Source organism: Pectobacterium betavasculorum (assembly GCF_000749845.1).
GTDB classification, from domain to species: domain Bacteria; phylum Pseudomonadota; class Gammaproteobacteria; order Enterobacterales; family Enterobacteriaceae; genus Pectobacterium; species Pectobacterium betavasculorum.
The window spans coordinates 46,487-70,765 of sequence record NZ_JQHM01000003.1; the positions used below are offsets into that span (position 1 = coordinate 46,487).

The following is a 24,279-nucleotide window of genomic DNA, read 5'->3' on the forward strand; positions in this document are numbered from 1 at the left end:
GGAGACAGGGGGCGATAACAGGAATGAAGCTACGATTGAGGCTGCCTAACCCATCAAGATTATCGACAGTATCTCAGAAATATAAATTAGCGCTAGGCTCAAAAATTGCCAAGTTTAGCCATTCTGTTTCGGGAGAAAGTAACGTTCTGCGTATCCCAAATTCTGCGCCAACGGCTTATGGTTTTATGACCACGCAAGCCTATCGTGATGTTGCCTGGAACGTTCGTATTACCGATTCAACCGGGGCGGGTATTCCAAATATTATTGCGCTTTTTTACCTCGACCAACGGGAAAATAACGGTGATTTGGAGTTTATTCCGAGTAACGGTCACGGGGCAATAACTGATGCCAACGGGGTTGCATCGGGCACCGTGAAACTGGATGCCTGTCAGGCTGATTACACCACGGAGTTTCAAGACTATAGCCAAGGTTATATCAATACGTGGAGAACAACCTATGATGTTGGGGCGTGGAAGATCGTAGTCCCTTATCAGTATGATGTTGGTGTAGGTGGTAACAACTCTAGGTACGTCACATTTGGGCATATCTGCAAGCACACTTTGTTGAAAAGCGTAACATCCTGATACGCAAGTAAATGAAAGATTGAGCCACCTTACTTTAGGCGGTCTGGTTGTGGAGGCGGACCAATGGTTTTTCCTCCACAGCACTGAGCTGATTGACACTGAACATGTATGGCAATGTTTTTCAGTGAAAAGAGGTTGCCACGTTAGGTTGATTGGTACATAATGCTGACCGTTGAATTGCCATTCTGTAAAATAGCTAGGTAATTCATTGAGTTACATGAAATTTGATCGGGTTAAATTAGTTTTGGTTTCAGCTGAGTTTGCTTTTTGCTGAAAGTAAAAGATAATACATCCGATTCTATGCGGGAATAGCTCAGTTGGTAGAGCACGACCTTGCCAAGGTCGGGGTCGCGAGTTCGAGTCTCGTTTCCCGCTCCAATTCTTGTTCTATAGACGTCCATTAATGTCTGTAGCTCCCTGATTTAACAAGCTAATCGCTCTGTTGAGCCTCCATCGAAATCCGCTGAAAACCACCGTCAACCACGCCGAAGTAGTACATAAATAAAATAGTACACAAATTAGTACCCGAAAATCGGGTGCGTTGCGGGTACGGATTGTTTGCTGAGCCGCTTACCTGTGCGCGGTACACCTCTCTTCAACCCTGAAGGAGGCAACCCCTATGGCGTTAACCGATGCCGTCGCCCGGCAGACCCGCGACCATTGGCAAATCCTAGACTCTGAGCTATCGCGACGAACTGCGCTGTAGCCATAAAACTCAGACAAACCGCGATATGAGTATTGATATAAAATCAGCAATTAAATAATGTTATTTTAGCTATTTGTGGTTATGTATAAATATATTTGTGCTATGTGTTGATATATTAGATTCGCTATTTTATTGAGCTTGTTGTTATTTGGTTTTAGTGATTTTTTTGATTTTATTTCCGGTAAATTATATTTGTTACAAACGATTTGGTGTGACTATTCTGAGTGAGTTGAGTGTTAGCATAATCTGTTCGTCTACCTTGTTTTTAAATCAATAAATTAAAGTGAGGTCGAATGGTAAGACAATGTAAGGCGCTTGAAGGTCGCCTGAATGAGGCGAAGAGGCAGACATTCGCTCAATTTGCATAAATCTGAGGCTAAAGTAGTTCGTTTATTTACCTCTATCGGCAAAAGGGGGGGCTATGCCTGTCCGTTCTCCATCGTTAAGGTTCTATCTGGTTAATTAGCCTGCTTCAGGGGCTTTGTTTGTTGCCGCGCTTGAAATGAAAGAGGGCGCTTTTAAGCAACGTTGAGGCGTTCAACACAGTCAGGATCGGAGACCAGAATATGGAAGTCAGGTACCCCTAATTTCACGTTAAGTTAGGTATTACTTATTGATTCGATAAACACAACGGATTGGTGATGACGATCACAATTCTGTACTTTAGCCACATGCGAAAACACATGAGGATAAAGTGATGTCAGTAATTAATACCCAAGTTAAACCATTCAAAAACATGGCTTTCAAAGACGGTCAGTTCATCGAAGTGACTGAGAAGAACATCGAAGGTAAATGGAGCGTGTTCTTCTTCTATCCTGCCGACTTTACGTTTGTCTGCCCGACTGAACTGGGTGATGTCGCTGACTACTACGACGAATTCCAACAGCGCGGCGTGGAAATCTACTCTGTTTCTACCGACACCCATTTTACGCACAAAGCGTGGCACAGCAGTTCTGAAACTATTGGCAAAATCAAATACACCATGATCGGTGATCCAACTGGTCAGCTGACGCGTAACTTTGAAAACATGCGCGAAGCAGAAGGTTTGGCCGATCGCGGTACGTTCATCGTTGATCCACAGGGCATCATCCAGGCAGTAGAAATCACGGCTGAAGGTATTGGTCGCGATGCCTCTGACCTGCTGCGCAAAGTGAAAGCAGCTCAGTACGTTGCTTCTCACCCAGGCGAAGTGTGCCCAGCCAAGTGGAAAGAAGGTGAGGCTACGCTGGCTCCGTCTCTGGATCTGGTTGGCAAAATCTAAGCTAACACCACGGAAAAAATCGCTGTTTTTATCGGGTGCAATGCACCCGACTTTTATGGCCCGGCTCTTTTTCGGGCCAGCACCCTGCATGATTTTGCCTTTGTACCAATTTGCCTAATTAAGGACGACCGATGCTCGACAATACGATGAAAGTCCAGTTGAAAGCTTATCTGGAAAAATTAACCAAACCTGTTGAGTTAATTGCGACTCTGGATGATTCCGCGAAATCTGCTGAAGTCAGAAGCTTGCTGACCGAGATCGCCGAGTTGTCTAATCAGGTAAGCTTTATTGAAAATAACACATTGCTTGAAAAGAATGGTCAGCCAGCACGTAAGCCTTCTTTTTTGATTACTAATCCAGGCTCCCAAAGCGGCCCGCGTTTTGCCGGTGCGCCGATGGGGCACGAATTTACCTCCCTGATTCTGGCGTTATTGCAGGTGGGGGGGCATCCGTCGAAAGAAGCGAAAGAATTACTCGATCAAATCCGTAATCTTGACGGTTCGTTCCATTTTGAAACGTATTACTCGCTGTCCTGCCACAACTGCCCGGACGTGGTGCAGGCGCTGAATTTAATGGCGGTTTTGAACCCAAATATCACCCATACCGCAATTGACGGCGGTGTGTTCCAGGATGAGATTCAAAGCCGTAATGTCATGGGCGTTCCCACCATTTTCCTGAACGGCGAACACTTCAGTCAGGGGCGGACAAGCCTCGCTGAGATTGTGACTAAAATCGATACTGGCGCGGGTGCTAAGCAGGTTGAGAAGCTGAACCAGCGTGACGTCTATGATGTGTTAATCATCGGTAGCGGCCCGGCAGGTGCGGCAGCGGCGGTCTATTCGGCGCGTAAAGGGATCCGCACTGGGTTGGTCGGTGAGCGCTTTGGCGGTCAGGTGCTGGATACCGTCGATATTGAAAACTACATTTCCGTCCCGAAAACGGAAGGTGCCAAACTGGCGACCGCGTTGAAAAGCCATGTTGACGACTATGATGTCGACGTTATCGATGCACAGAGTGCGGAAGCTTTAATTCCCGGCGGCGAACCGGGTAAACCGCATCAGGTGATCACCGTATCCGGCGCGACGCTGAAAGCACGCAGCGTGATCATTGCGACTGGTGCGCGCTGGAGAAACATGAATGTTCCCGGCGAAGATCAGTATCGTACGCGTGGCGTAACGTACTGCCCACACTGCGATGGCCCGCTGTTTAAAGGCAAACATGTCGCGGTGATTGGTGGTGGAAACTCCGGCGTAGAGGCGGCTATCGATCTGGCTGGCGTGGTGAAACATGTCACGCTGCTTGAGTTTGCACCGGAACTGAAAGCGGATTCTGTATTGCAGGAGAAGGTACGCAGCCTGCCGAACGTTGACATCATTCTGAATGCGCAAACCACAGAAGTGAAAGGCGATGGACAGAAGGTCACGGGGCTGAGCTACAAAGATCGTATTACCGATACGGTACATGATTTACCGCTGGAAGGGATCTTCGTGCAAATTGGCCTGTTGCCTAACACCCACTGGCTGGAAGGTACCGTAGCCAGAAACCGCATCGGAGAAATTGAGATCGATGCCAAATGTGAAACCAGCGTGAAAGGCATCTTTGCTGCTGGTGACTGTACGACGGTGCCTTACAAACAGATCATTATCGCGACGGGCGAAGGCGCAAAGGCATCCTTGAGCGCATTTGATTACCTAATCAGAACCCGTGCGTAATATCGGTCTATGGGAGAGCGGTGCATTCGCCTCTCTCCTCTCTCCTCTTACTCTGACGACGATCTTTACTTTTCGCGCAGCGATGCCTCTTTTAAGAGGCATCGCTGCGTTTTTTCGCCTTAAAACTTTCCTTTTGATCGTAAAAATTAGAGCTCAGCCCTTGCCAAGGGACAATAAGAAATTCATAATGCCGTCCGCTCTGTGTTGTGGCTCGTTTTTTACTCTTTACACAGCGCCGTATTTCGAGCGCTAGCGTTACCTCAATTCACATTATTTTTATCAGTTAATACAAAAAATCATATTCTTCTTAACAGACTTATCCACAGACTGTTTGTTGGTTATTTATTAATCACGCTATGTTATTGATAAAATGCTGTAGAGTATCTTATTGATATCTATTCATAAATTTTACTTATAAAATGTTATAACGATCGCTTGTACTTTTTGTGACAGTTGATAGGTAACGGTTTTTTTTATTTATTCACAGCGCGTGCGACAAACTGATGACAACCATTTGAGTGGCTCACGCATCACGCGGTAATCCTTTCTCTACTGCACGAATAAGTCGTTTTTTCTGCGTGGATTGGACGTCAATTTCCAGTGATGCACGGCGTTCCAACTGCTGGCGAATCGCCCAGTGGATATGTTCATCCAACAACTCGCTTTCACCCAGACGGGTTTGCAGTGCTAGCACGATACTATCCTGATACGGTGCATTTCCCAGTGCGACAGCAATATTGCGTAGCCAGCGGAGATGGCCGATGCGCCGAATCGGCGATCCTTCTGTAATCCGCAGAAATTTTTCTTCATTCCAGCCAAATAATACCAGCAGCTCCGGCGTATGCAGCGCGGCACGTGGACTGAAATCAGCTTCGTCGGTGAGCTGTGAAAATCGGTTCCACGGACAAATAAGCTGACAGTCATCGCAGCCATAGATACGGTTGCCCATTAGCGGACGAAATTCTTCGGGAATCGGACCTTCCAATTCGATAGTCAGGTAGGAAATGCAGCGGCGGGCATCGACGGTATAAGGGGCGACAATCGCGCCGGTTGGGCAGGTCGTCATGCAGGCGACACAGCGACCGCACTGTTCTTCCTGTGGCCGATCAACGGGCAGAGGTAAATCGATCAGTAGTTCACCGAGAAAGAACCAGGAGCCTGCTTCTCTATTTAGAATTAGTGAGTGTTTACCAACCCAGCCAAGCCCGGCTTTTGCAGCCAAAGGACGCTCCATGATCGGTGCGGAATCGACGAATGGGCGAAAATTCAATTCACCGCAGTATTCCTGAATCTGGTCACCGAGTTTTTTCAGCCGCTGGCGTAATAGTTTGTGGTAATCACGACCCAGCGCATAACGGCTAACGTAGCCGAGTTCTGGATTCTTTAAGGTACTCGCGAATGCCGCTTTGGCGGGCAGGTAATTCATACGTACACTGATGACACGGAGTGTGCCGGGCAGGAGTTCGTGCGGACGCGCCCGTAGCATGCCATGACGCGCCATCCAGTCCATTTCTCCGTGATATTGCTTATCCAGCCAGGCCTGAAGCCGAGGTTCTTCTGCGGACAAATCGGTGTCGCAGATGCCGACCTGCTGGAATCCCAATGCCTGTCCCCATTGCTTGATGTGTTGCGCTAATTCATTGAGATCGTAGGGGTATGACATGATGGGCCACAGAAATAAACAAGACGTGCTGATGTTACCATATCTGCGCCGCAGAGCCGATGTCTGCTGAGATGCGAGGAATGCTGGCGGTCGTTTAGGTTGCTTGCTAATTTTAACTCATTGTAATGAAAACTAAGAGCAAATGATGACAGATCACGATCGAAAGCGAGGAGATGATTTGCCTGACTCGGTGTTTTACGCCGAATGGGTGCGCAATGAAGAAGCCAGCGCAGCCCGCGAATCAGGAATTTCGCTGTGGGAACTCATGCAGCGTGCGGGAGAAGCCGCATTTCAGGTCGCTCGCCAATGCTACCCGTCTGCCCGACGCTGGCGGGTGCTCGCTGGACACGGCAATAACGGTGGCGATGGATATGTGGTCGCCAGTTTGGCGTTGGCGGCGGGTGTGGAGGTGGATGTTGTTGCCTGCACCAGCGATAAGCTGCTGCCTGCTGATGCTAATCTTGCTCGGCAGCGCTGGCTGGATCAAGGCGGCCGTGTTGAAGAGGTGAGTGCGCAAGATGATGTTGATACGCTGTGGCCGGAAGGAATCGATCTCATTATTGATGGTTTACTGGGAACCGGCCTTTCCGCTGTACCACGCGAACCCTATGCCACGTTAATTACACAGGCGAATGCCTATCCCGCCCCCATTGTTTCACTGGACATTCCCTCTGGTTTACATGCTGAAACTGGAGCCTGTGCTGGCGTCGCGATCTGTGCGGCGCAGACGGTGACGTTTATCACGCTGAAACCGGGGCTACTGACTGGCCGTGCGCGTGAGCTGGTTGGGAAACTTCATTATCAGTCGCTAGGGTTGCAGGCGTGGCTGCATGACCAAACCGCGCCGATACGGCGGCTGAACGCGGCGCAACTTCCCGAATGGCTGACGCCTCGTCCAGCCGGACAGCATAAAGGCGATAATGGCAGGCTGCTGGTGGTCGGTGGCAACGCTGGTTTAGGCGGTGCAGTGTTAATGGCTGCTGATGCGGCGTTACACAGCGGCGCAGGCTTAGTGCGAGTACTTACTCACAAACAGTACCAATCGGTGTTTCTGACGGCTCGGCCTGAGTTGATGGTGCAAGAATTGACGGCAGATACGTTGCGGGAAGGGCTGGAATGGGCGGATGTCGTGGTGATTGGTCCTGGCTTAGGGCAGGATGATTGGGCTAAAAATGCGCTGCGCCTGGCAGAAAATTGTAACAAACCCATGTTATGGGATGCGGATGCGCTTAACCTGCTGGCAATCAATCCGCATAAGCGGCAGAATCGCGTGCTGACACCTCACCCCGGCGAGGCGTCACGTTTACTGAATTGCCGCGTGTCTGATATTGAAAGTGATCGCTTACTTGCGGCCACAAAGCTGGTAAAACGCTATGGAGGTGTTGTCGTATTAAAAGGTGCGGGAACGGTGATTGCCAGCGAGCGGGCAGAGGTTGCCATTGCTGATGTGGGAAACCCCGGCATGGCGACAGGTGGCATGGGTGATGTGCTGTCCGGTATCGTTGGTGGTTTGCTGGCGCAAAAGCTCTCGCTGTATGATGCTGCCTGTGCAGGGTGTGTCGTTCACGGTGCGGCGGCTGATTGGCTTGCGGCACAGCGTGGTACCCGAGGTATGCTGGCGACCGATTTACTGCCTGTCTTGTTCCGCTATGTGAACCCCGAGCGGATGTTTCCAGAGCCGTATTTTTAGAACAGTAGAATGAAAAAAATAGTCTTACTTCTGCCGGATGAGGCAGCAACCATTTCATTAGGCACGGCGCTGGCGAAAGCCTGTGACGGTGCTTGTGTTATCCATCTTTATGGCGATCTCGGCGCGGGGAAAACGACGTTTAGCCGCGGGTTCCTACAGGCGCGCGGCCATCAGGGCAATGTCAAAAGCCCCACCTATACGCTGGTAGAGCCTTACGCGCTATCGCCGCTGGCTGTTTATCACTTTGATCTTTATCGCCTGGCCGATCCAGAAGAGTTGGAGTTTATGGGGATCCGCGATTATCTGACGCAAGATGCCATTTGTCTGATTGAATGGCCGCAACAAGGGGCTGGCGTGCTGCCCGATGCGGATATTGAGCTGCATTTACGCTATCAGGATGAGGGCCGACAGGCTGAACTGTTTGCGGTCTCTGCGACGGGAGACGCGATGTTACAACGTTTTTCTCTTCAGCCAGGAACAACAAAATCATGATGAGTCGTATGGTTAAGCTGTTCATCGGCGTATGGCTGTTGCTGGCAGGATCGGCGTGGGCGGCCAATCTGTCGGATATCAAGGTGGATAACGCGTCAGGCCAGGCCACGGTGCGCTTGAGCTTTAGCGGTCAGCCTATTTATGCTTTCTTCCCACTCAGTAACCCGGCCAGAGTGGTTATCGATATTCGTCAGACTGGCGTCATTAAAGGGTTACCGTTGGATTTTAGTGGGAAAAATCTGATTAAACGTGTGCGTACCAGCAATGCTCAGGATGCACAAAGCCTGCGTCTGGTGCTGGATTTGACTCAGGCGGCCAGGACGCGAGCGGTTACGCAAAAAGAAGGGACGGGATACGCTGTTGTTTTCACCATCACGGGTGATAAAGCGAAAACGGTGCAAGCCTCCATGCCTCCTGCTACACGGCAGCAAAATAGCGCGCCAGCAGAACCGGCAAAAAACCCGTTTACCAACAAACCGACCGTTGTCGTAAATACCAGTGTGTCATCTACCCGGGTACCAGCTCGACAGAGTAATGAACGGGTCGTTGTTGCGATTGATGCCGGTCACGGAGGGCAAGATCCTGGTGCGATTGGCCCTAACGGGCTGCGGGAGAAAAATGTCACTATTTCTATCGCTCGCAAATTACAGGCTTTACTGAATAACGATCCGGCTTTTAAAGGTGTGTTGACGCGCGACGGTGACTACTTTATTTCCGTTATGGGGCGTTCAGATGTGGCGCGTAAGCAAGGCGCGAACCTGTTGGTGTCGATTCACGCGGATGCTGCACCGAACCGCAATGCCAAAGGTGCCTCTGTTTGGGTGCTATCCAACCGTCGTGCGAATAGCGAAATGGCAACCTGGCTGGAACAACATGAGAAACAGTCTGAACTGTTGGGGGGAGCAGGCGATCTGCTAGCGAACAGCAACGCGGATCCTTATCTCAGTCAGGCGGTGCTGGATCTTCAATTTGGCCATTCCCAGCGCGTCGGGTATGACGTCGCGATCAAGGTATTGCGTGAGCTCCAGCGCGTCGGGGGGCTGCATAAACGACGCCCTGAGCACGCCAGTCTGGGTGTATTGCGCTCGCCAGATATTCCTTCCCTACTGGTGGAAACCGGGTTTATCAGTAACGTTGCAGAAGAGCGGTTGTTGGGCAGTAACGACTATCAGGAAAAAATCGCCAATGCGATTTATCAAGGGCTGAGGGGGTACTTCCAGACGCACCCGATGCAATCTGTTCCTAAAAACGCCCTCCCAAAGCAGGAAAGCCGCCCACTACAGTCGGCGGCAAGTGATACAGCGACATCGAGCAGTACCGTCACGGCGGCGAAAGCGAGTGCGGGCAGCAGGCGTCATACCGTTGCACGTGGCGAAACACTTTCTTCCATTGCCCGACGTTATGGTGTCAGTCTCGCGGCCATGCGCGATGTGAATAAGCTGAACAAGGATATCGTCTGGGTTGGACAGCGTCTGAATATTCCGGCGACAGGGAAGCAGCAGACGGCATCAACGCCCGCGCCTAAAAAGGCAGCACCGGTGAAGCATAAGGTCGTAAAGGGTGATAGCCTGAGTGCGATTGCTGCGCGTTACGGTGTCAGTATGAAAGAGATCCAACAGGTAAATAATATGCGCTCTGGCTCGGTGCAACTGGGGCAAACGCTGATTATACCGTCCGCCTGATTGTTCATGCTGACGATGTCGATAGATTGAGGATAGTAAGAGGGATACGCTATGCCGATTCAGGTGCTGCCACCGCAGTTGGCTAACCAGATCGCCGCCGGAGAAGTGGTTGAGCGTCCGGCTTCGGTCGTAAAGGAACTGGTGGAAAACAGTCTGGATGCAGGGGCGACCCGAATTGATATCGACATAGAACGCGGTGGTGCGAAACTGATCCGTATTCGTGACAATGGCTCGGGGATTGGAAAGGATGAATTAACGCTGGCGCTGGCGCGTCATGCGACCAGTAAAATTGCCACGCTCGACGATCTGGAAGCGATCGTTAGCATGGGGTTTCGCGGCGAAGCGCTGGCAAGTATCAGTTCCGTCTCCCGTTTAACTCTGACATCACGCACGGCCGAACAATCTGAGGCCTGGCAAGCCTACGCCGAAGGGCGAGACATGGCGGTGACGGTCAAGCCTGCCGCTCATCCTGTGGGCACCACACTAGAAGTGCTGGATCTGTTTTACAACACGCCCGCCCGCCGTAAATTTATGCGCACGGAAAAAACTGAATTCACCCATATTGATGAGGTGGTGCGCCGCATTGCATTGGCACGTTTCGATGTCGCTATTACGCTGCATCATAACGGTAAGCTGATGCGGCAGTATCGTGCAGCACCGGATAAAAATCAGTATGAACGCCGTTTAGGCAGCATCTGTGGTGCGACCTTCTTACAGCATGCGCTTGCAGTGTCATGGCAACACGGCGATCTCACTATCCATGGTTGGGTTGCCGATCCTGTTGGAGCGAAACAGCTTCCTGATATGCAGTATTGTTATGTGAACCAACGCATGATGCGCGATCGGCTCATTAACCATGCCATTCGGCAGGCTTATCAGGATCAGCTTAGCGACGAGCAGCAGCCTGCCTATGTTTTATATCTGGAGATCGACCCGCACCAGGTGGATGTCAATGTTCATCCTGCCAAGCATGAGGTACGGTTCCATCAGGCGCGATTGGTGCATGATTTCATCTATCAGGCCGTGATGTCCGTTCTACAGCAGGCCTCTGCGCCGCGGCTGGACATGACAGAACCAGAGACAGGAAAACCCGTGCAATGGCAGCAGGAAAATCGTCCTGCCGCAGGCGAAAACCATTTTGCCCAGTCGCCGCGTGCCGATAATTCTCCATCTGATGGCGGGAAAGCGCCGCGTTCAGGCCATTCTGGTCAGGCGCGAGAATCTGCCTATTCTGGTTACCAGCCGGAGAATCCGTATCAGAAAAAGCAAGGTGAGTTGTATAAGGTGCTGCTGCAACCGACGGATAATGGAGCAAGTACACCGCTGTCCGGTGAGCGCGTTTCTGTACCGTCGAATATCGCTAGGCCGTCGGACGTGGTTGTGCCATCCACGGTATTGCATGACGCATCCCTGACTCGAACTGCATCGGACACCGCAGCCAGTAATAACAAACAACGCGCGCCGGTTGAGCCGCCGCTAGAAAGCCAATCAAGTGGCTTTGGCCGTGTACTGACGGTTTATCCGCCGTGCTACGCGCTGTTGGAGTACCATAAGGGGCTGGCAATGCTGTCGCTTCCGGTTGCTGAACGCTATCTGAAAGTCGTGCAGTTGACGCCATCCGAAGAGGGGCTGCGGGCACAGCCGTTACTGATTCCACAGCGCCTGACGCTGAGTAAATCCGAACTGAACGTCTTGTCTGCCCATCATGCGTTGCTGATGCGTTTTGGTATTGATGTATTGGTTGAGTCACAACGCGCCACATTGCGTGCCGTACCTTTACCATTGCGCCAACAAAATTTACAAAACTTGATCTCTGAACTGATAGGCTATCTGGCCGACTATCAGACGGTTGAGACTCAACTGGTGGAGCCTGATGCGTTGGCGTCATGGATGGCAACGCGATTGCAGAGCGAACAGGAAAACTGGAGCCATTCTCAGGCCATACAATTACTGGCGGATGTCGAGCGACTTTGTCCGCAACTGGCGAAAACGCCGCCGTCTGAACTTTTATATATGATGGACATCCATGATGCCATCCAGGCTTTAAAGCATGAGTAATGTAGAAAACGCGTCGTTGCCGCCCGCTATTTTTATCATGGGGCCGACGGCTTCAGGAAAAACGGCATTGGCGATGGCGCTACGAGAATATTTGCCGGTAGAGTTGATTAGCGTAGATTCCGCCCTCATCTACAAAGATATGGATATTGGGACGGCGAAACCGAGTGCGGAAGAGCTGGCACTGGCACCGCATCGATTAATCGACATTCTCGATCCAACTGAGTCTTATTCTGCGGCCGATTTTCGCCGCGATGCACTGAGCGAGATGGCAGAGATTACCGCTGCCGGATGTATTCCTCTGCTAGTGGGGGGGACGATGCTGTATTTCAAGGCATTACTGGAGGGGCTTTCTCCTTTGCCGTCAGCCGATGCCGCAGTGCGTCAACGCATTGAAGATCAGGCAAAAGAAATCGGCTGGGAAGCGATGCATCGGCAGCTAAGTGAGATCGATCCGGTAGCGGCAATTCGGATTCATCCAAATGATCCGCAGAGACTCTCTCGAGCACTGGAAGTTTTTTTCGTTTCAGGTAACACTTTAACTGAACTGACAAAAACATCTGGCGATGCGCTGCCCTACCAGGTTCATCAGTTTGCTATCGCCCCGGCGACCCGTGAATTGTTGCATCAGCGGATTGAACAGCGTTTTCATCAGATGTTGGCGGCGGGTTTTGAGACAGAAGCCCGGACATTATTTGCCCGGCACGACCTTCATACGGATATGCCCTCTATTCGTTGCGTGGGTTATCGCCAGATGTGGTCATATTTATCCGGTGAAATTGATTATGATGAGATGGTTTATCGGGGAATTTGTGCGACGCGCCAGTTAGCGAAGCGGCAAATGACCTGGCTGCGCGGTTGGGATGATGTGTACTGGCTGGATAGCGAAAAACCAACTGAAGCACTGGACAAGGTAATACAGGTCGTTAGTGCATAGGTTTGTTAGTGCATAGGTTGGGTGATTGTGTACAATCGGTGAGTCTCAGCGTGCAAGTTTTTACACCGTTATTTTAGAGCCTCAGGGTTCTTTGTTACAAACAACATACAAATAAGGAAAATATAGAATGGCTAAGGGGCAATCTTTGCAAGATCCGTTCTTGAACGCTTTGCGTCGTGAACGTGTTCCGGTTTCGATTTATTTGGTGAACGGTATTAAGTTGCAGGGTCAGATCGAATCTTTCGATCAGTTCGTGATTTTGTTGAAAAACACGGTAAGCCAGATGGTTTATAAGCACGCCATCTCTACAGTTGTTCCTTCTCGCCCAGTCTCTCACCATAGCAACAATCCAGGCGGCAGCAACAATTATCACGGTAGTAACACGACTGCTCAGCAGCAGTCGCAGGATGCTGATGACGCCGAATAAGGCGTATTGTCAATTCACCACGGCGTGGGAGAGCTGGACGCATCGCTCGGCTCCTTCGCTGTGGTGTTTTTTGCTCGTTTAAGAGGTTACTCGCTTGTTTGACCGTTATGAATCAGGTGAACGGGCCATATTAGTTCATATTTTTTTCTCGCAAGATAAAGATACTGACGATCTGCTGGAGTTTGAATCTCTGGTTTCTTCTGCCGGTATTGAATCTTTGCAGGTTGTTACTGGTAGCCGTAAGGCCCCACACCCCAAGTATTTTGTCGGGGAAGGTAAAGCCGAAGAAATTGCTCAGGTAGTCAAAGAAACCGGCGCGTTTGTCGTGCTGTTTGATCATGCGCTGACGCCAGCTCAAGAACGTAATCTAGAGCGTTTGTGCGAGTGCCGGGTGATCGATCGTACCGGATTGATTTTAGATATTTTTGCCCAGCGTGCACGTACTCACGAGGGGAAATTACAGGTAGAACTGGCACAGCTGCGTCACCTTGCGACCCGACTGGTTCGTGGTTGGACGCACCTTGAGCGCCAGAAAGGCGGTATCGGTTTGCGTGGCCCGGGTGAAACCCAGCTTGAAACCGACCGTCGTTTATTGCGTAACCGTATCAGTCAGATACTGTCGCGTCTCGAACGAGTAGAAAAACAGCGTGAGCAGGGGCGTCGGTCACGGGTTCGCGCCGACGTTCCCACGGTTTCGCTGGTGGGCTATACCAACGCGGGTAAATCCACGCTGTTTAACAAGATTACATCGGCGGGCGTTTATGCCGCCGATCAGTTATTTGCCACACTGGATCCAACATTGCGCCGCATTGAAGTGGATGATGTCGGTGATACAGTGCTGGCGGATACCGTAGGTTTTATCCGGCAGTTACCCCATGATTTGGTGGCTGCGTTTAAGGCTACATTACAGGAAACACGTCAGGCCTCACTGCTGTTGCACGTTGTTGATGCCGCCGATCCTCGTCTTGACGAGAATATCGACGCGGTTAATGACGTACTGGCGGAAATTGAGGCCGATGAAATACCTGCGCTGTTGGTAATGAACAAGATTGATATGCTGGATGATTTCGTTCCGCGTATCGATCGCAACGAAGAGAATCTACCGGTACGGGTCTGGCTTTCAGCACAGACCGGCGACGGTATTCCGTTGCTATTTCAGGCATTGACTGAGCGGCTTTCCGGGGAAATTGCACAACATACCTTGCATCTTCCCCCGCAGGCAGGACGCTTGCGTAGTCGTTTTTACCAGCTTCAGGCAATAGAAAAAGAATGGATTGAAGAGGATGGGCAAATTGGTCTGGTTATTCGTATGCCGATTGCTGACTGGCGCCGCCTCTGCAAAAAAGAGCAGGAACTGATGGACTATATTGCCTGACTGGCAAAAACAGTCTGAACGGTGAAATAGTCTGACGGACTCTGGGATATTGAACCTGAAGAACACCTATCATAAAGAATGGAGCTAAAACATGGCGTGGAATCAGCCCGGTAATAACGGACAAGACCGCGACCCGTGGGGGAGCAGCAGCAATAATGGCGGCAACTCTGGCGGAAATAACAATAAAGGTGGCCGAGATCAGGGGCCGCCGGATCTGGACGACATCTTCCGTAAACTGAGCAAAAAACTCAGCGATCTGGGGGGCGGAAAAGGTTCTGGCTCAAGCAACAGCGGAAATTCTGGCGGCCCAGCACTGGGTGGCCGGATCGTCGGTATCGCTGCCGTCGCTGCGGTTGTCATCTGGGCTGCTACTGGTTTCTATACCATTAAAGAAGCGGAACGCGGTGTCGTCACGCGCTTTGGTAAGTTCAGCCATTTGGTTGGTCCAGGTCTTAACTGGAAACCGACCTTCATCGATTCAGTTCGTGCGGTGAACGTTGAATCGGTGCGTGAATTGGCGACGTCGGGTGTGATGTTGACGTCAGATGAAAACGTCGTGCGCGTTGAAATGAACGTACAGTATCGTGTCACACAGCCTGAGCAATATCTGTTCAGCGTAACCAATGCGGATGACAGCCTGCGTCAGGCAACTGACAGTGCGCTGCGTGGCGTTATTGGTAAGTACACGATGGACAAAATTTTGACGGAAGGCCGTACCATTGTGCGTACGGATACCCAGCGTGTACTGGAAGAGACTGTTCGTCCGTACAACATGGGTATCACGCTGCTTGACGTCAACTTCCAGACAGCGCGTCCGCCGGAAGAAGTTAAGGCCGCGTTTGATGATGCGATTGCTGCACGTGAAAACGAACAGCAATATATTCGTGAAGCAGAGGCGTACGCGAACGAAGTACAGCCGCGTGCCAACGGTCAGGCGCAACGTATTCTGGAAGAATCTCGCGCTTATAAAACCCGTACTGTTCTGGAAGCTCAGGGTGAAGTTGCCCGTTTTGCCAGAGTCTTACCGGAATATAAAGCTGCGCCGGAAATCACCCGTGAGCGTTTGTATATCGAAACGATGGAACGCGTGCTGAGCCACACCCGTAAAGTACTGGTCAATGACAAGGGGAGTAACCTGATGGTGCTGCCGTTGGATCAGATGCTGCGCGGACAAGGCGGTGAAAATACGCAAAGTAATAATAACGGCAGCAGCGCTAACCCACTGCGTTTGCCTGGCAACAGCAGCGGTGCGACGAATAGCAATCAAACACGCAGCAGTAACAATGGAAATATCATGGATCAGCGCAGAGCAAATGCGCAGCGTGATGACTTCACTCGAGTAGGGAGAGAATAATCGATGCGTAAGCCCTTACTATTTATCCTGATCCTGGTACTGATGGTGGTCTATGCGTCACTGTTTGTGGTGCAGGAAGGCCAGCGCGGCATTGTGATGCGTTTTGGCAAAGTATTGCGTGATGACGACAATAAGCCGCTGATCTATGCGCCGGGATTGCAGTTCAAGATTCCGTTTATCGATTCAGTGAAAATGCTGGATGCACGTATCCAGACCATGGAAAACCAGGCTGACCGCTTTATCACTAAAGAGCAGAAAGACCTGATTGTCGATTCTTACCTTAAGTGGCGTATCAGCGATTTCAGCCGTTACTATCTGGCTACGGGCGGTGGTGACATCTCTCAGGCTGAAGTGCTGCTGAAACGTAAGTTCAGTGACCGTCTGCGTTCCGAGATTGGTCGTCTGGATGTGAAAGGCATTGTTACCGACTCACGTGGTCAACTGATGTCTGACGTACGTGAAGCGCTGAATACCGGTACCGGTGAAACGACCGAAGCCGATAATGCGATTGCTTCTGCTGCTGCACGTGTTGAGAAAGAGACAACGAGCAACGAACCTCATATCAACCCTAACAGCATGGCTGCGCTGGGTATTGAGGTTATCGATGTGCGGATTAAGCAGATCAACCTGCCAACTGAAGTGTCTGACGCAATTTATCAACGTATGCGTGCAGAGCGTGAAGCGGTAGCGCGTCGCCACCGTTCACAAGGTCAGGAAGAGGCTGAAAAGCTGAAAGCAACGGCAGATTATGAAGTGACCCGTACGCTGGCTGAAGCCGAACGTCAAGGCCGTATCACCCGTGGTGAAGGGGATGCCGAAGCCGCGAAACTGTTTGCGAATGCATTCAGTGAAGATCCTGATTTCTACTCTTTCGTTCGTAGCCTGCGCGCGTATGAAAGTAGCTTCAGTAATAACCAGGATGTGATGGTTCTCAGCCCGGATAGCGACTTCTTCCGCTACATGAAGTCACCGGATAGCAGCATGGCACCACGCCGCTGATAGTCATTAACTGACGTTTTTCATCAAGCCCGGGTTATTGCACCGGGCTTTTTTTTGCTGTTTTCTGGCAAAGATACATCAAAGAGGTTGATCCTGTTCGTTCTTGGAGCGGGAAAAGAGGCTGTTATGAATTCAACGATTTGGTTGGCGCTCGGGCTGGTTTTGGTACTTGAAGGGCTGGGACCGTTACTGTTCCCTCGTCTCTGGCGGCGTATGATTTTGGGAATGGCACAGTTACCGGATACTATTTTGCGTCGTTTTGGCGGTGGAATAGTCGTTGCAGGGTGCGTGATCTACTACATGTTGCGTAGCCGCATGGGTGGCTAAAATTTAGCGCAAAAATGTGCGCAATCGTGTGCTAAAAGTACTGAAAGCATCCAAATGAGATGGTAGAATCCTTTTTTAAGCAACCTGGTGATTCTTGAAATGGGTAAGAACGTCGTCGTACTGGGCACCCAATGGGGTGACGAAGGTAAAGGCAAGGTCGTTGACCTGCTGACTGAACGGGCTAAATATGTTGTGCGCTATCAGGGTGGTCACAACGCTGGTCATACGCTGGTTATCAACGGTGAAAAAACCGTCCTTCATTTAATTCCTTCTGGCATTCTGCGTGAAAATGTTGTCAGCATCATCGGTAACGGTGTTGTGCTGGCGCCTGACGCGTTGATGAAAGAAATGACGGAGCTTGAAGCGCGCGGCGTCCCAGTACGCGAACGCCTGCTGCTTTCTGAAGCCTGTCCGTTAATCCTGCCTTATCACGTCGCATTGGATAACGCGCGTGAAAAAGCGCGTGGCGCGAAAGCAATTGGTACGACGGGTCGTGGTATCGGTCCTGCGTATGAAGATAAAGTTGCTCGCCGTGGTCTGCGGGTTGGCGATCTGTTTGATAAAGAAACCTTTGCTGTCAAACTGAAAGAAATCGTCGAATACCATAACTTCCAACTGGTTAACTACTACAAAGTTGATGCTGTCGACTACCAGAAAGTACTGGAAGATGTGCTGGCGATTGCCGACATTCTGACGGCTATGGTCGTTGATGTTTCCGATTTGCTGTACAAAGCGCACCTGCGTGGCGATTTCGTCATGTTTGAAGGCGCACAGGGTACGCTGCTGGATATCGACCACGGTACCTATCCGTACGTGACCTCCTCAAATACCACTGCTGGCGGTGTTGCCACTGGCTCTGGTCTCGGTCCACGCTATGTAGACTATGTGCTGGGTATCGTTAAAGCCTACTCTACCCGTGTGGGTGCAGGTCCGTTCCCTACTGAGCTGTTTGAAGACGTAGGTGAGTATCTGTCTCAGAAAGGTAACGAGTTTGGCGCGACCACGGGTCGCCGCCGCCGTACCGGCTGGCTGGATGCGGTCGCTGTGCGTCGCGCGGTACAGATCAACTCGCTGTCAGGTTTCTGCCTGACTAAGCTGGATGTTCTGGATGGTCTGAAAGAAATTAAGATCTGCGTAGGCTACCGTTTGCCGAATGGCACCGAAGTGGATACCACCCCGCTGGCTGCCGAGGGCTGGGAAGGTCTTGAGCCGATTTACGAAACGATGCCTGGCTGGTCTGAAAGCACGTTTGGCGTGAAAGAACACAGCAAGCTGCCTCAGGCTGCGCTGAATTACATCAAACGTATCGAAGAAGTCACTGGTGTGCCGATTGACATTATTTCCACCGGCCCAGATCGCAGCGAAACAATGGTATTACGCGATCCGTTTGACGCTTGATGACGCCACTTTTAACGGGTGATGCGAATATGAAAAAGGACGGGATTCCCGTCCTTTTTGCTATCTAACGTTTAGCCGTCGCAGTTCCCTACACGTTATTCTCTTGAGCGTCTTTCGCCTTCTGCGCTTTTTTCTTCAGACCATCCAACAGTTTATTGTGGATGTTACTGAACCCGCCATTGCTCATAACCAGAATATGGTCACCTGGCTGTGCGGTCTTGACGATGTTTTCTACCAGCGTGTCGATATCCGCGCTCCAGTGCGCGGGCTGTACACAGGCTTCCGCAACTTCTACGACCTGCCACGGAATATGGGCTGGCTGGAAGAGGAAAACTTCATCGGCACGGCCTAATGACGGTGCTAACTCGTTTTTGCACATACCCAATTTCATGGTGTTTGAACGGGGTTCCAGTACGGCCAAAATACGGGCTGTACCACCAACTTTGCTGCGCAGTGCCGACAGCGTCGCCAGAATGGCAGTAGGGTGATGCGCAAAATCATCATAAACCGTGACGCTATGCTCCGTACCGCGTAACTCAAGGCGACGACGTGCGTTGATAAATCCGCCCAGTGCGCGGCAGGCATCCGCAGGCAACACGCCGACGTGGTGAGCGGCAGCGATGGCCATCAGTCCGTTGTGCATGTTGTGTTCACCCACCAGCTTCCAGTGGACTTCACCGACGAGTTCATTATTCAGGTAAACCTGATATTGGCTGGCATCGATCGCCACTTTTTGTGCACGCCATGTGCCTTCTTCGCCGACCAGTTCCTGTTCGCTCCAGCACCCCATTCCCATTACCTGCTTGATATTAAAGTCGCTGGTGGGCAGGATGATCTTCCCGCTGCCGGGCACCAGTCGAACAAGATGGTGGAACTGTTTCTGAATAGCTTTCAGATCGTCAAAGATGTCGGCGTGATCGAACTCAAGGTTGTTGAGTACCAGTGTTCTTGGGCAGTAATGCACAAATTTGGAGCGTTTATCGAAGAACGCGCAATCGTATTCATCGGCTTCAAGCACCATGAATGGGCTGCCACCTAACCGTGCTGAAACGGTAAAGTTGCCGGGAACGCCACCGATCACAAAGCCAGGCTGGTAGCCACAATCTTCCAGAATCCAGGTGACCATCCCTGCGGTGGTGGTTTTGCCATGCGTTCCCGCAACGGCAATCACCCAGCGATCGCGTAGCACATAGTCATGCAGCCACTGTGGGCCGGAAACATAGGGCAGTCCCTGTTCCAATACGGCCTCGACGCACGGGTTTCCGCGCGTCATCGCATTACCGATGATGACCAAATCCGGTGCGGGGCTAAGCTGTGCCGGATCGTATCCCTGAATCAGCGTGATTCCCTGCTCTTCAAGTAAGGTACTCATGGGGGGATAAACATTCGCATCTGAGCCTGTGACGTCATGCCCGAGTGAACGGGCAAGCAGGGCAAGGCCACCCATAAAGGTGCCACAGATACCTAAAATATGAATACGCATACATTTTCCATCTTCACAGTGAGTCTGCGTCACATTCTAACGCTATGAATCCGCCATAAGAAATGGATTTGACTAGGTACTCACTTTCTCTTTGGGCTACACTGCATGCGCAAACGTTGGCGGTGCAGAAGTGAAACCGCTTTTCATCCGTAGATTCTGGAATAGTGTTATGAAAACGTTAGGCGAATTTATCGTCGAAAAACAGCACGATTTCTCTCACGCCACAGGTGAGCTTACCGCGCTGCTGTCTGCTATTAAACTGGGTGCCAAGATTATTCACCGTGATATCAATAAAGCGGGTCTGGTTGATATCTTGGGAACCAGCGGTATTTCTAATGTTCAGGGCGAAGTGCAGATGAAGCTCGATCTGTATGCCAATGAGAAACTGAAAGCTGCATTGAAAGCGCGTGGTGAAGTGGCAGGTATCGCCTCAGAAGAAGAAGACGAAATTGTTATCTTTGACGGTGATAAGGCGGAAAACGCTAAATATGTGGTTCTGATGGACCCGCTAGACGGTTCATCGAATATCGATGTGAACGTCTCTGTCGGTACGATTTTCTCCATTTATCGCCGTATTACGCCGCTGGGAACCTCCGTCACGGAAGCAGACTTCTTACAGCCGGGTAGCCAGCAGGTTGCTGCGGGTTACATCGTTTACGGCTCTTCAACCATGCTGGTGTACACCACGGGTCACGGTGTTCACGCCTTTACCTACGATCCGTCGCTTGGCGTATTCTGCCTCTCGCATGAAAAAGTTTGCTTCCCGGAAAAAGGGAATATGTATTCCATCAACGAAGGGAACTACATCAAGTTTCCTACCGGCGTGAAGAAATACATAAAATACTGTCAGGAGCAGGATGAAGAGACGCTGCGTCCTTATACGTCGCGTTACATCGGCTCACTGGTCGCAGATTTCCATCGTAACCTGCTGAAAGGCGGTATCTACCTGTATCCAAGCACGGCGAGCTATCCGAAAGGCAAACTGCGTTTGCTGTACGAATGCAACCCGATGGCGTTTCTGGCAGAGCAGGCGGGCGGTAAGGCTAGCGACGGCAAAAACCGTATTCTGGATATTACGCCAGAGAAACTGCACCAGCGCTCACCGTTCTTTGTGGGAACAGAATCCATGGTTGATGACGTCGAACGTTTCATCCGTGAATTTCCCGATGCCTAATTAACGCTGTCCCGTGTTGGTGGGGTATCTGCCAATGCGGGATGACGTCTTATGGCGTGCGACCCAGCACGCCATTTTTGCAGACCATCGCAAACCGCTTTTTTTAGCGTTGTGCCTCGAACCAGCTTTCCAGAATAATCACCGCAGAAGCCGCGTCTACGCTCCCTTTATCCAGCGCTTTAAAACCACCGCGTTCGAAGAGATCGGCACGCGCTTCCACTGTACTTAACCGTTCATCGTGAAGCTCAATAGCGACACCGAAGCGGCCATGCAGTCGGTTAGCAAACTTCCGCGCCCGTGCCGTCAATGGTTGCTCGGTGCCATCCATGTTAAGCGGTAGACCGACGACGACCAGATCTGGCTGCCATTCTGACAACAGCTTCTCCACTTTTTGCCAGTCGGGTATCCCTTCTTGCGCCTTGAACGATGTCAGAGCGCGTGCGGTACCGGTAATTTCCTGACCAATGGCAACGCCGATACTTTTTGTCCCAAAATCAAAGGCAAGAAGGGTTCTGTTACTCATCAGGCATGTCCTGCTTCGGTGGAGATATTATGAATATCGATGCCCAACTTTCTGGCAGCCGCTCGCCAGCGCTCGGCAATGGGCGTGTGGAACAGAATGTCTTTGTCGGCTGGCGTGGTCAGCCAGGCATTCTCTAACAGCTCCTCTTCCAGTTGGCCGTTTTCCCAGGCGGAATAACCTAAGGCGACCAGTGTATCTTTCGGCTGTTTGGGGGTGCCTAACGTTTCCAGAACATCTTTTGAGGTGGTGATCATGGTGTCCTCAGAAATACTGATGCTGGAACCAAACCCAGGACAGGGTGTATGCAGGATGAAGCCACGGTCGTCTGCCAATGGACCACCGATAAAAACGGGTTTATCTAATCGGATGGTTGGATCGCGCGGCGTTGGATCTATTTTTAGCTTTTCCAGCACATTTTCCACAGAAAACTGATCCATCGGTTTGTTGATGATCAGCCCCATGGCTCCGTCTTCATTATGTTCGCAGATATAGACCACCGAACGTTTAAATACAGAGTCCTGTAGTGCTGGCATAGCAATGAGGAAGTGATGCTGTAAATTCATTGTGTATTTTTATCGATATCCGTCAGCGTTGGAGAAACAGCCCGTGTTGCACGGGCCGGATGGCGTGTCAGGTTTTTTTGGGTATTAGCGAGTACGTGCAGCCAGACGTTTTTCAATGGCGTCCATTAGCATGCCAGTAATGGAAACATCCGGATAGGCCGCTTCGATTTCACGCGCGCAGGTCGGGCTGGTGACGTTAATTTCTGTCAGACGGTCACCGATGATGTCCAGACCGACGAAAATCAGCCCTTTGGCCTTTAACGTTGGGGCGACGTCGCGGGCAATTTTCCAGTCGCTTTCAGTCAGCGGACGCGCTTCACCGCGACCACCAGCGGCCAGATTACCGCGTGTTTCACCGCTTTTCGGGATACGAGCCAGGCAATAGGGTACGGGTTCTCCATCGACTACCAGCACGCGCTTGTCGCCATCTTTAATCGCAGGCAGGTAGTTTTGCGCCATGCAGTAGCGGCTAGCGTGTTCAGTCAGCGTTTCGATGATAACCGAGACGTTGGCGTCATCCTGCTTCAAGCGGAAAATAGATGCGCCGCCCATGCCGTCCAGCGGTTTGAGAATAACGTCGCCGTGTTTTTCATGGAACTGACGCAGTTTGTCCGCACGACGAGTAACAAGCGTATCGGGTGTCAGATGTGGGAACCAGGCAGTGAAGAGCTTCTCATTACAATCGCGCAGGCTTTGCGGTTTATTGACGATCAGCGTGCCTTTCTCTTCTGCGCGTTCCAGAATATAGGTGGCGTAGATGAACTCCGTATCGAACGGCGGATCTTTACGCATCAACACCACATCCAACTCTTCCAGCGCAATATCCTGCTCGCCGGAGAAATCGTACCAGCCGTCGTAATCGTATTGGACGCTCAGGCGGCGAGTAGTTGCACGCGCGACGCCAGCATGCATATAGAGATCGTTCATCTCCATATAGTGCAGTTCCCAACCACGGCGCTGTGCTTCCAGCAGCATGGCAAAGCTGGTGTCTTTCTTGATATTGATGGTGTCAATCGGGTCCATCACGATACCGAGTTTGATCATTCTTTTCTCCTTTACCCCAAATCGCCGAAACGTACCTGTAAGGCGGTCATGGCGGTGAGTGCAGTGGTTTCTGTGCGCAAGACGCGTGGCCCCAACAGGATATCAGTGAATCCGTGTTCTGAGGTCATGGTAATTTCACTGGCGGTAAGTCCGCCTTCCGGGCCGATTAGCAGCCTGACCCGATCTACCGGCAGCGGCAGCGTATTAATGCTTTGTGTGGCGCGTGGGTGCAGATTTAATTTCAGCGCGTTGTCTTGCTCCGCGCACCAGGCTTCCAACGTCATCGCTGGCCGAACCAGCGGCACACAGTTGCGGCCAGACTGTTCACAGGCGGCAACCGCGATTTTTTGCCACTGGCTAATTTTCTTCTCCATACGCTCTGCATCCAGTTTTACGCCACAGCGTTCAGACAGCAGCGGCGTAATAACATTGACGCCCAGCTCGATGGATTTCTGAATGGTAAACTCCATCTTTTCGCCGCGCGACATCACCTGTCCCAGATGCAAATGTAGGGGCGATTCTTTATCTTCCAACTTACCTGCTGTGAAACTAACGCGCACACTCTTTTTTCCCGCCGCGATGATTTCTGCATCAAAGACATGATTACTGCCATCAAATAGCTGTAATGACTGGCCCGTATTCATGCGTAATACACGACCAACATGGTTGGCGGCGTCGTCGCTTAGTTCGGCTTCCCCACCGTCAAGGGGGAGCGTCTCGGGATGAAAAATGCGTGGTACTCGCATACTGAATTAAGACCTTTGAATGAAATTAATCGGCACAGGAACGCCAGAAATAGGTAAAACCACCGTCATCTGACGGTGGTTACG

General features: G+C 51.1%; 21 protein-coding genes and 1 tRNA gene. 16 read left to right on the top strand and 6 right to left on the bottom strand.

Annotated elements, in window-relative coordinates; all coding sequences use genetic code 11:
• Positions 1-23 precede the first annotated feature (23 nt).
• The 4 genes from KP22_RS10295 (at position 24) to ahpF (ending at position 4,263) form a co-directional block, all read left to right on the top strand.
• The gene (locus KP22_RS10295) at positions 24-584 is read left to right on the top strand and encodes a hypothetical protein (protein ID WP_244880026.1); all 561 of its coding nucleotides are present in this window, start codon (positions 24-26) and stop codon (positions 582-584) included.
• Between the two features lie 302 nt (positions 585-886).
• Positions 887-962: transfer RNA gene (locus tag KP22_RS10300), tRNA-Gly, on the top strand.
• A 1,025-nt stretch (positions 963-1,987) separates the two neighbouring features.
• Positions 1,988-2,551: an alkyl hydroperoxide reductase subunit C gene (gene ahpC, locus KP22_RS10305; protein ID WP_010287114.1), complete on the top strand. Its 564-nt coding sequence runs from the start codon at positions 1,988-1,990 to the stop codon at positions 2,549-2,551.
• Between the two features lie 131 nt (positions 2,552-2,682).
• Positions 2,683-4,263, top strand: a complete 1,581-nt coding sequence (gene ahpF / locus KP22_RS10310) for an alkyl hydroperoxide reductase subunit F (protein ID WP_039324126.1) — start codon at positions 2,683-2,685, stop codon at positions 4,261-4,263.
• 523 nt (positions 4,264-4,786) lie between these two features.
• On the opposite strand, the gene queG is transcribed toward ahpF, so the two are convergent.
• Positions 4,787-5,926, bottom strand: coding sequence for a tRNA epoxyqueuosine(34) reductase QueG (gene queG / locus KP22_RS10315; protein ID WP_039324128.1), 1,140 nt, complete (start codon positions 5,924-5,926; stop codon positions 4,787-4,789).
• 142 nt (positions 5,927-6,068) lie between these two features.
• Between queG and nnr the strand changes: the two genes are divergently transcribed.
• From nnr to KP22_RS10370, 11 genes are all read left to right on the top strand, one after another.
• Positions 6,069-7,616, top strand: a complete 1,548-nt coding sequence (gene nnr / locus KP22_RS10320; RefSeq protein ID WP_039305432.1) for a bifunctional ADP-dependent NAD(P)H-hydrate dehydratase/NAD(P)H-hydrate epimerase — start codon at positions 6,069-6,071, stop codon at positions 7,614-7,616.
• Positions 7,617-7,625: 9 nt separating this feature from the next.
• Positions 7,626-8,108, top strand: coding sequence for a tRNA (adenosine(37)-N6)-threonylcarbamoyltransferase complex ATPase subunit type 1 TsaE (tsaE, locus tag KP22_RS10325; protein ID WP_039305434.1), 483 nt, complete (start codon positions 7,626-7,628; stop codon positions 8,106-8,108).
• Entirely contained in the window at positions 8,105-9,790 is a 1,686-nt protein-coding gene (gene amiB / locus KP22_RS10330; protein WP_039324130.1) for an N-acetylmuramoyl-L-alanine amidase AmiB, read from the top strand. The genes tsaE and amiB overlap by 4 nt, the downstream gene beginning before the upstream one ends.
• 51 nt (positions 9,791-9,841) lie before the next feature.
• Positions 9,842-11,848: a DNA mismatch repair endonuclease MutL gene (gene mutL, locus KP22_RS10335; RefSeq protein ID WP_039324133.1), complete on the top strand. Its 2,007-nt coding sequence runs from the start codon at positions 9,842-9,844 to the stop codon at positions 11,846-11,848.
• Entirely contained in the window at positions 11,841-12,782 is a 942-nt protein-coding gene (gene miaA / locus KP22_RS10340; RefSeq protein WP_039305444.1) for a tRNA (adenosine(37)-N6)-dimethylallyltransferase MiaA, read from the top strand. The genes mutL and miaA overlap by 8 nt, the downstream gene beginning before the upstream one ends.
• Before the next feature lie 127 nt (positions 12,783-12,909).
• Positions 12,910-13,209 carry an RNA chaperone Hfq gene (gene hfq / locus KP22_RS10345; RefSeq protein WP_005973057.1) on the top strand — a complete coding sequence of 100 codons (300 nt, stop codon included), beginning with the start codon at positions 12,910-12,912 and terminating at the stop codon, positions 13,207-13,209.
• A gap of 94 nt (positions 13,210-13,303) precedes the next feature.
• The gene (gene hflX / locus KP22_RS10350; RefSeq protein ID WP_039305447.1) at positions 13,304-14,584 is read left to right on the top strand and encodes a ribosome rescue GTPase HflX; all 1,281 of its coding nucleotides are present in this window, start codon (positions 13,304-13,306) and stop codon (positions 14,582-14,584) included.
• Between the two features lie 91 nt (positions 14,585-14,675).
• On the top strand, positions 14,676-15,938 hold the full coding sequence (gene hflK, locus KP22_RS10355; protein WP_039305450.1) for an FtsH protease activity modulator HflK: 1,263 nt from the start codon (positions 14,676-14,678) through the stop codon (positions 15,936-15,938).
• A gap of 3 nt (positions 15,939-15,941) precedes the next feature.
• Entirely contained in the window at positions 15,942-16,937 is a 996-nt protein-coding gene (gene hflC / locus KP22_RS10360) for a protease modulator HflC (RefSeq protein WP_039305453.1), read from the top strand.
• Positions 16,938-17,063: 126 nt separating this feature from the next.
• A complete protein-coding gene (locus tag KP22_RS10365; protein WP_014701555.1) occupies positions 17,064-17,264 on the top strand; it encodes a DUF2065 domain-containing protein in 201 nt (66 codons plus the stop codon).
• A gap of 99 nt (positions 17,265-17,363) precedes the next feature.
• Complete coding sequence (locus tag KP22_RS10370) at positions 17,364-18,662, top strand: adenylosuccinate synthase (protein ID WP_039305456.1); 1,299 nt, start codon at positions 17,364-17,366, stop codon at positions 18,660-18,662.
• Between the two features lie 88 nt (positions 18,663-18,750).
• Here the strand turns inward: KP22_RS10370 and mpl are convergent, their stop codons facing one another.
• Complete coding sequence (gene mpl / locus KP22_RS10375) at positions 18,751-20,145, bottom strand: UDP-N-acetylmuramate:L-alanyl-gamma-D-glutamyl-meso-diaminopimelate ligase (RefSeq protein WP_039305459.1); 1,395 nt, start codon at positions 20,143-20,145, stop codon at positions 18,751-18,753.
• Positions 20,146-20,314: 169 nt separating this feature from the next.
• Here mpl and fbp point away from each other — a divergent pair, with 169 nt between their 5' ends.
• Entirely contained in the window at positions 20,315-21,319 is a 1,005-nt protein-coding gene (fbp, locus tag KP22_RS10380) for a class 1 fructose-bisphosphatase (RefSeq protein ID WP_039305462.1), read from the top strand.
• Positions 21,320-21,422: 103 nt separating this feature from the next.
• Here the strand turns inward: fbp and ruvX are convergent, their stop codons facing one another.
• From ruvX to rsmE, 4 genes are all read right to left on the bottom strand, one after another.
• Positions 21,423-21,842 (bottom strand): Holliday junction resolvase RuvX, encoded by a 420-nt coding sequence (ruvX, locus tag KP22_RS10385; RefSeq protein WP_039305464.1) that lies wholly within the window; start codon positions 21,840-21,842, stop codon positions 21,423-21,425.
• A complete protein-coding gene (locus tag KP22_RS10390) occupies positions 21,842-22,405 on the bottom strand; it encodes a YqgE/AlgH family protein (RefSeq protein ID WP_039305467.1) in 564 nt (187 codons plus the stop codon). Before KP22_RS10390 ends, ruvX begins: the two co-directional genes overlap by 1 nt.
• Before the next feature lie 84 nt (positions 22,406-22,489).
• Positions 22,490-23,449 (bottom strand): glutathione synthase, encoded by a 960-nt coding sequence (gshB, locus tag KP22_RS10395; protein ID WP_039305470.1) that lies wholly within the window; start codon positions 23,447-23,449, stop codon positions 22,490-22,492.
• A gap of 11 nt (positions 23,450-23,460) precedes the next feature.
• Entirely contained in the window at positions 23,461-24,195 is a 735-nt protein-coding gene (gene rsmE / locus KP22_RS10400) for a 16S rRNA (uracil(1498)-N(3))-methyltransferase (protein WP_039305473.1), read from the bottom strand.
• Between the last annotated feature and the right edge of the window lie 84 nt (positions 24,196-24,279).

What these genes read in the sequence shown, in the direction of transcription:
- KP22_RS10295 (WP_244880026.1), top strand. Translation starts at nt 24, where the DNA reads ATGAAGCTACGATTGAGGCTGCCTAACCCATCAAGATTATCGACAGTA.
- ahpC (WP_010287114.1), top strand. Translation starts at nt 1,988, where the DNA reads ATGTCAGTAATTAATACCCAAGTTAAACCATTCAAAAACATGGCTTTC.
- ahpF (WP_039324126.1), top strand. Translation starts at nt 2,683, where the DNA reads ATGCTCGACAATACGATGAAAGTCCAGTTGAAAGCTTATCTGGAAAAA.
- queG (WP_039324128.1), bottom strand. Translation starts at nt 5,926, where the DNA reads ATGTCATACCCCTACGATCTCAATGAATTAGCGCAACACATCAAGCAA.
- nnr (WP_039305432.1), top strand. Translation starts at nt 6,069, where the DNA reads ATGATGACAGATCACGATCGAAAGCGAGGAGATGATTTGCCTGACTCG.
- tsaE (WP_039305434.1), top strand. Translation starts at nt 7,626, where the DNA reads ATGAAAAAAATAGTCTTACTTCTGCCGGATGAGGCAGCAACCATTTCA.
- amiB (WP_039324130.1), top strand. Translation starts at nt 8,105, where the DNA reads ATGATGAGTCGTATGGTTAAGCTGTTCATCGGCGTATGGCTGTTGCTG.
- mutL (WP_039324133.1), top strand. Translation starts at nt 9,842, where the DNA reads ATGCCGATTCAGGTGCTGCCACCGCAGTTGGCTAACCAGATCGCCGCC.
- miaA (WP_039305444.1), top strand. Translation starts at nt 11,841, where the DNA reads ATGAGTAATGTAGAAAACGCGTCGTTGCCGCCCGCTATTTTTATCATG.
- hfq (WP_005973057.1), top strand. Translation starts at nt 12,910, where the DNA reads ATGGCTAAGGGGCAATCTTTGCAAGATCCGTTCTTGAACGCTTTGCGT.
- hflK (WP_039305450.1), top strand. Translation starts at nt 14,676, where the DNA reads ATGGCGTGGAATCAGCCCGGTAATAACGGACAAGACCGCGACCCGTGG.
- hflC (WP_039305453.1), top strand. Translation starts at nt 15,942, where the DNA reads ATGCGTAAGCCCTTACTATTTATCCTGATCCTGGTACTGATGGTGGTC.
- KP22_RS10365 (WP_014701555.1), top strand. Translation starts at nt 17,064, where the DNA reads ATGAATTCAACGATTTGGTTGGCGCTCGGGCTGGTTTTGGTACTTGAA.
- KP22_RS10370 (WP_039305456.1), top strand. Translation starts at nt 17,364, where the DNA reads ATGGGTAAGAACGTCGTCGTACTGGGCACCCAATGGGGTGACGAAGGT.
- mpl (WP_039305459.1), bottom strand. Translation starts at nt 20,145, where the DNA reads ATGCGTATTCATATTTTAGGTATCTGTGGCACCTTTATGGGTGGCCTT.
- fbp (WP_039305462.1), top strand. Translation starts at nt 20,315, where the DNA reads ATGAAAACGTTAGGCGAATTTATCGTCGAAAAACAGCACGATTTCTCT.
- ruvX (WP_039305464.1), bottom strand. Translation starts at nt 21,842, where the DNA reads ATGAGTAACAGAACCCTTCTTGCCTTTGATTTTGGGACAAAAAGTATC.
- KP22_RS10390 (WP_039305467.1), bottom strand. Translation starts at nt 22,405, where the DNA reads ATGAATTTACAGCATCACTTCCTCATTGCTATGCCAGCACTACAGGAC.
- gshB (WP_039305470.1), bottom strand. Translation starts at nt 23,449, where the DNA reads ATGATCAAACTCGGTATCGTGATGGACCCGATTGACACCATCAATATC.
- rsmE (WP_039305473.1), bottom strand. Translation starts at nt 24,195, where the DNA reads ATGCGAGTACCACGCATTTTTCATCCCGAGACGCTCCCCCTTGACGGT.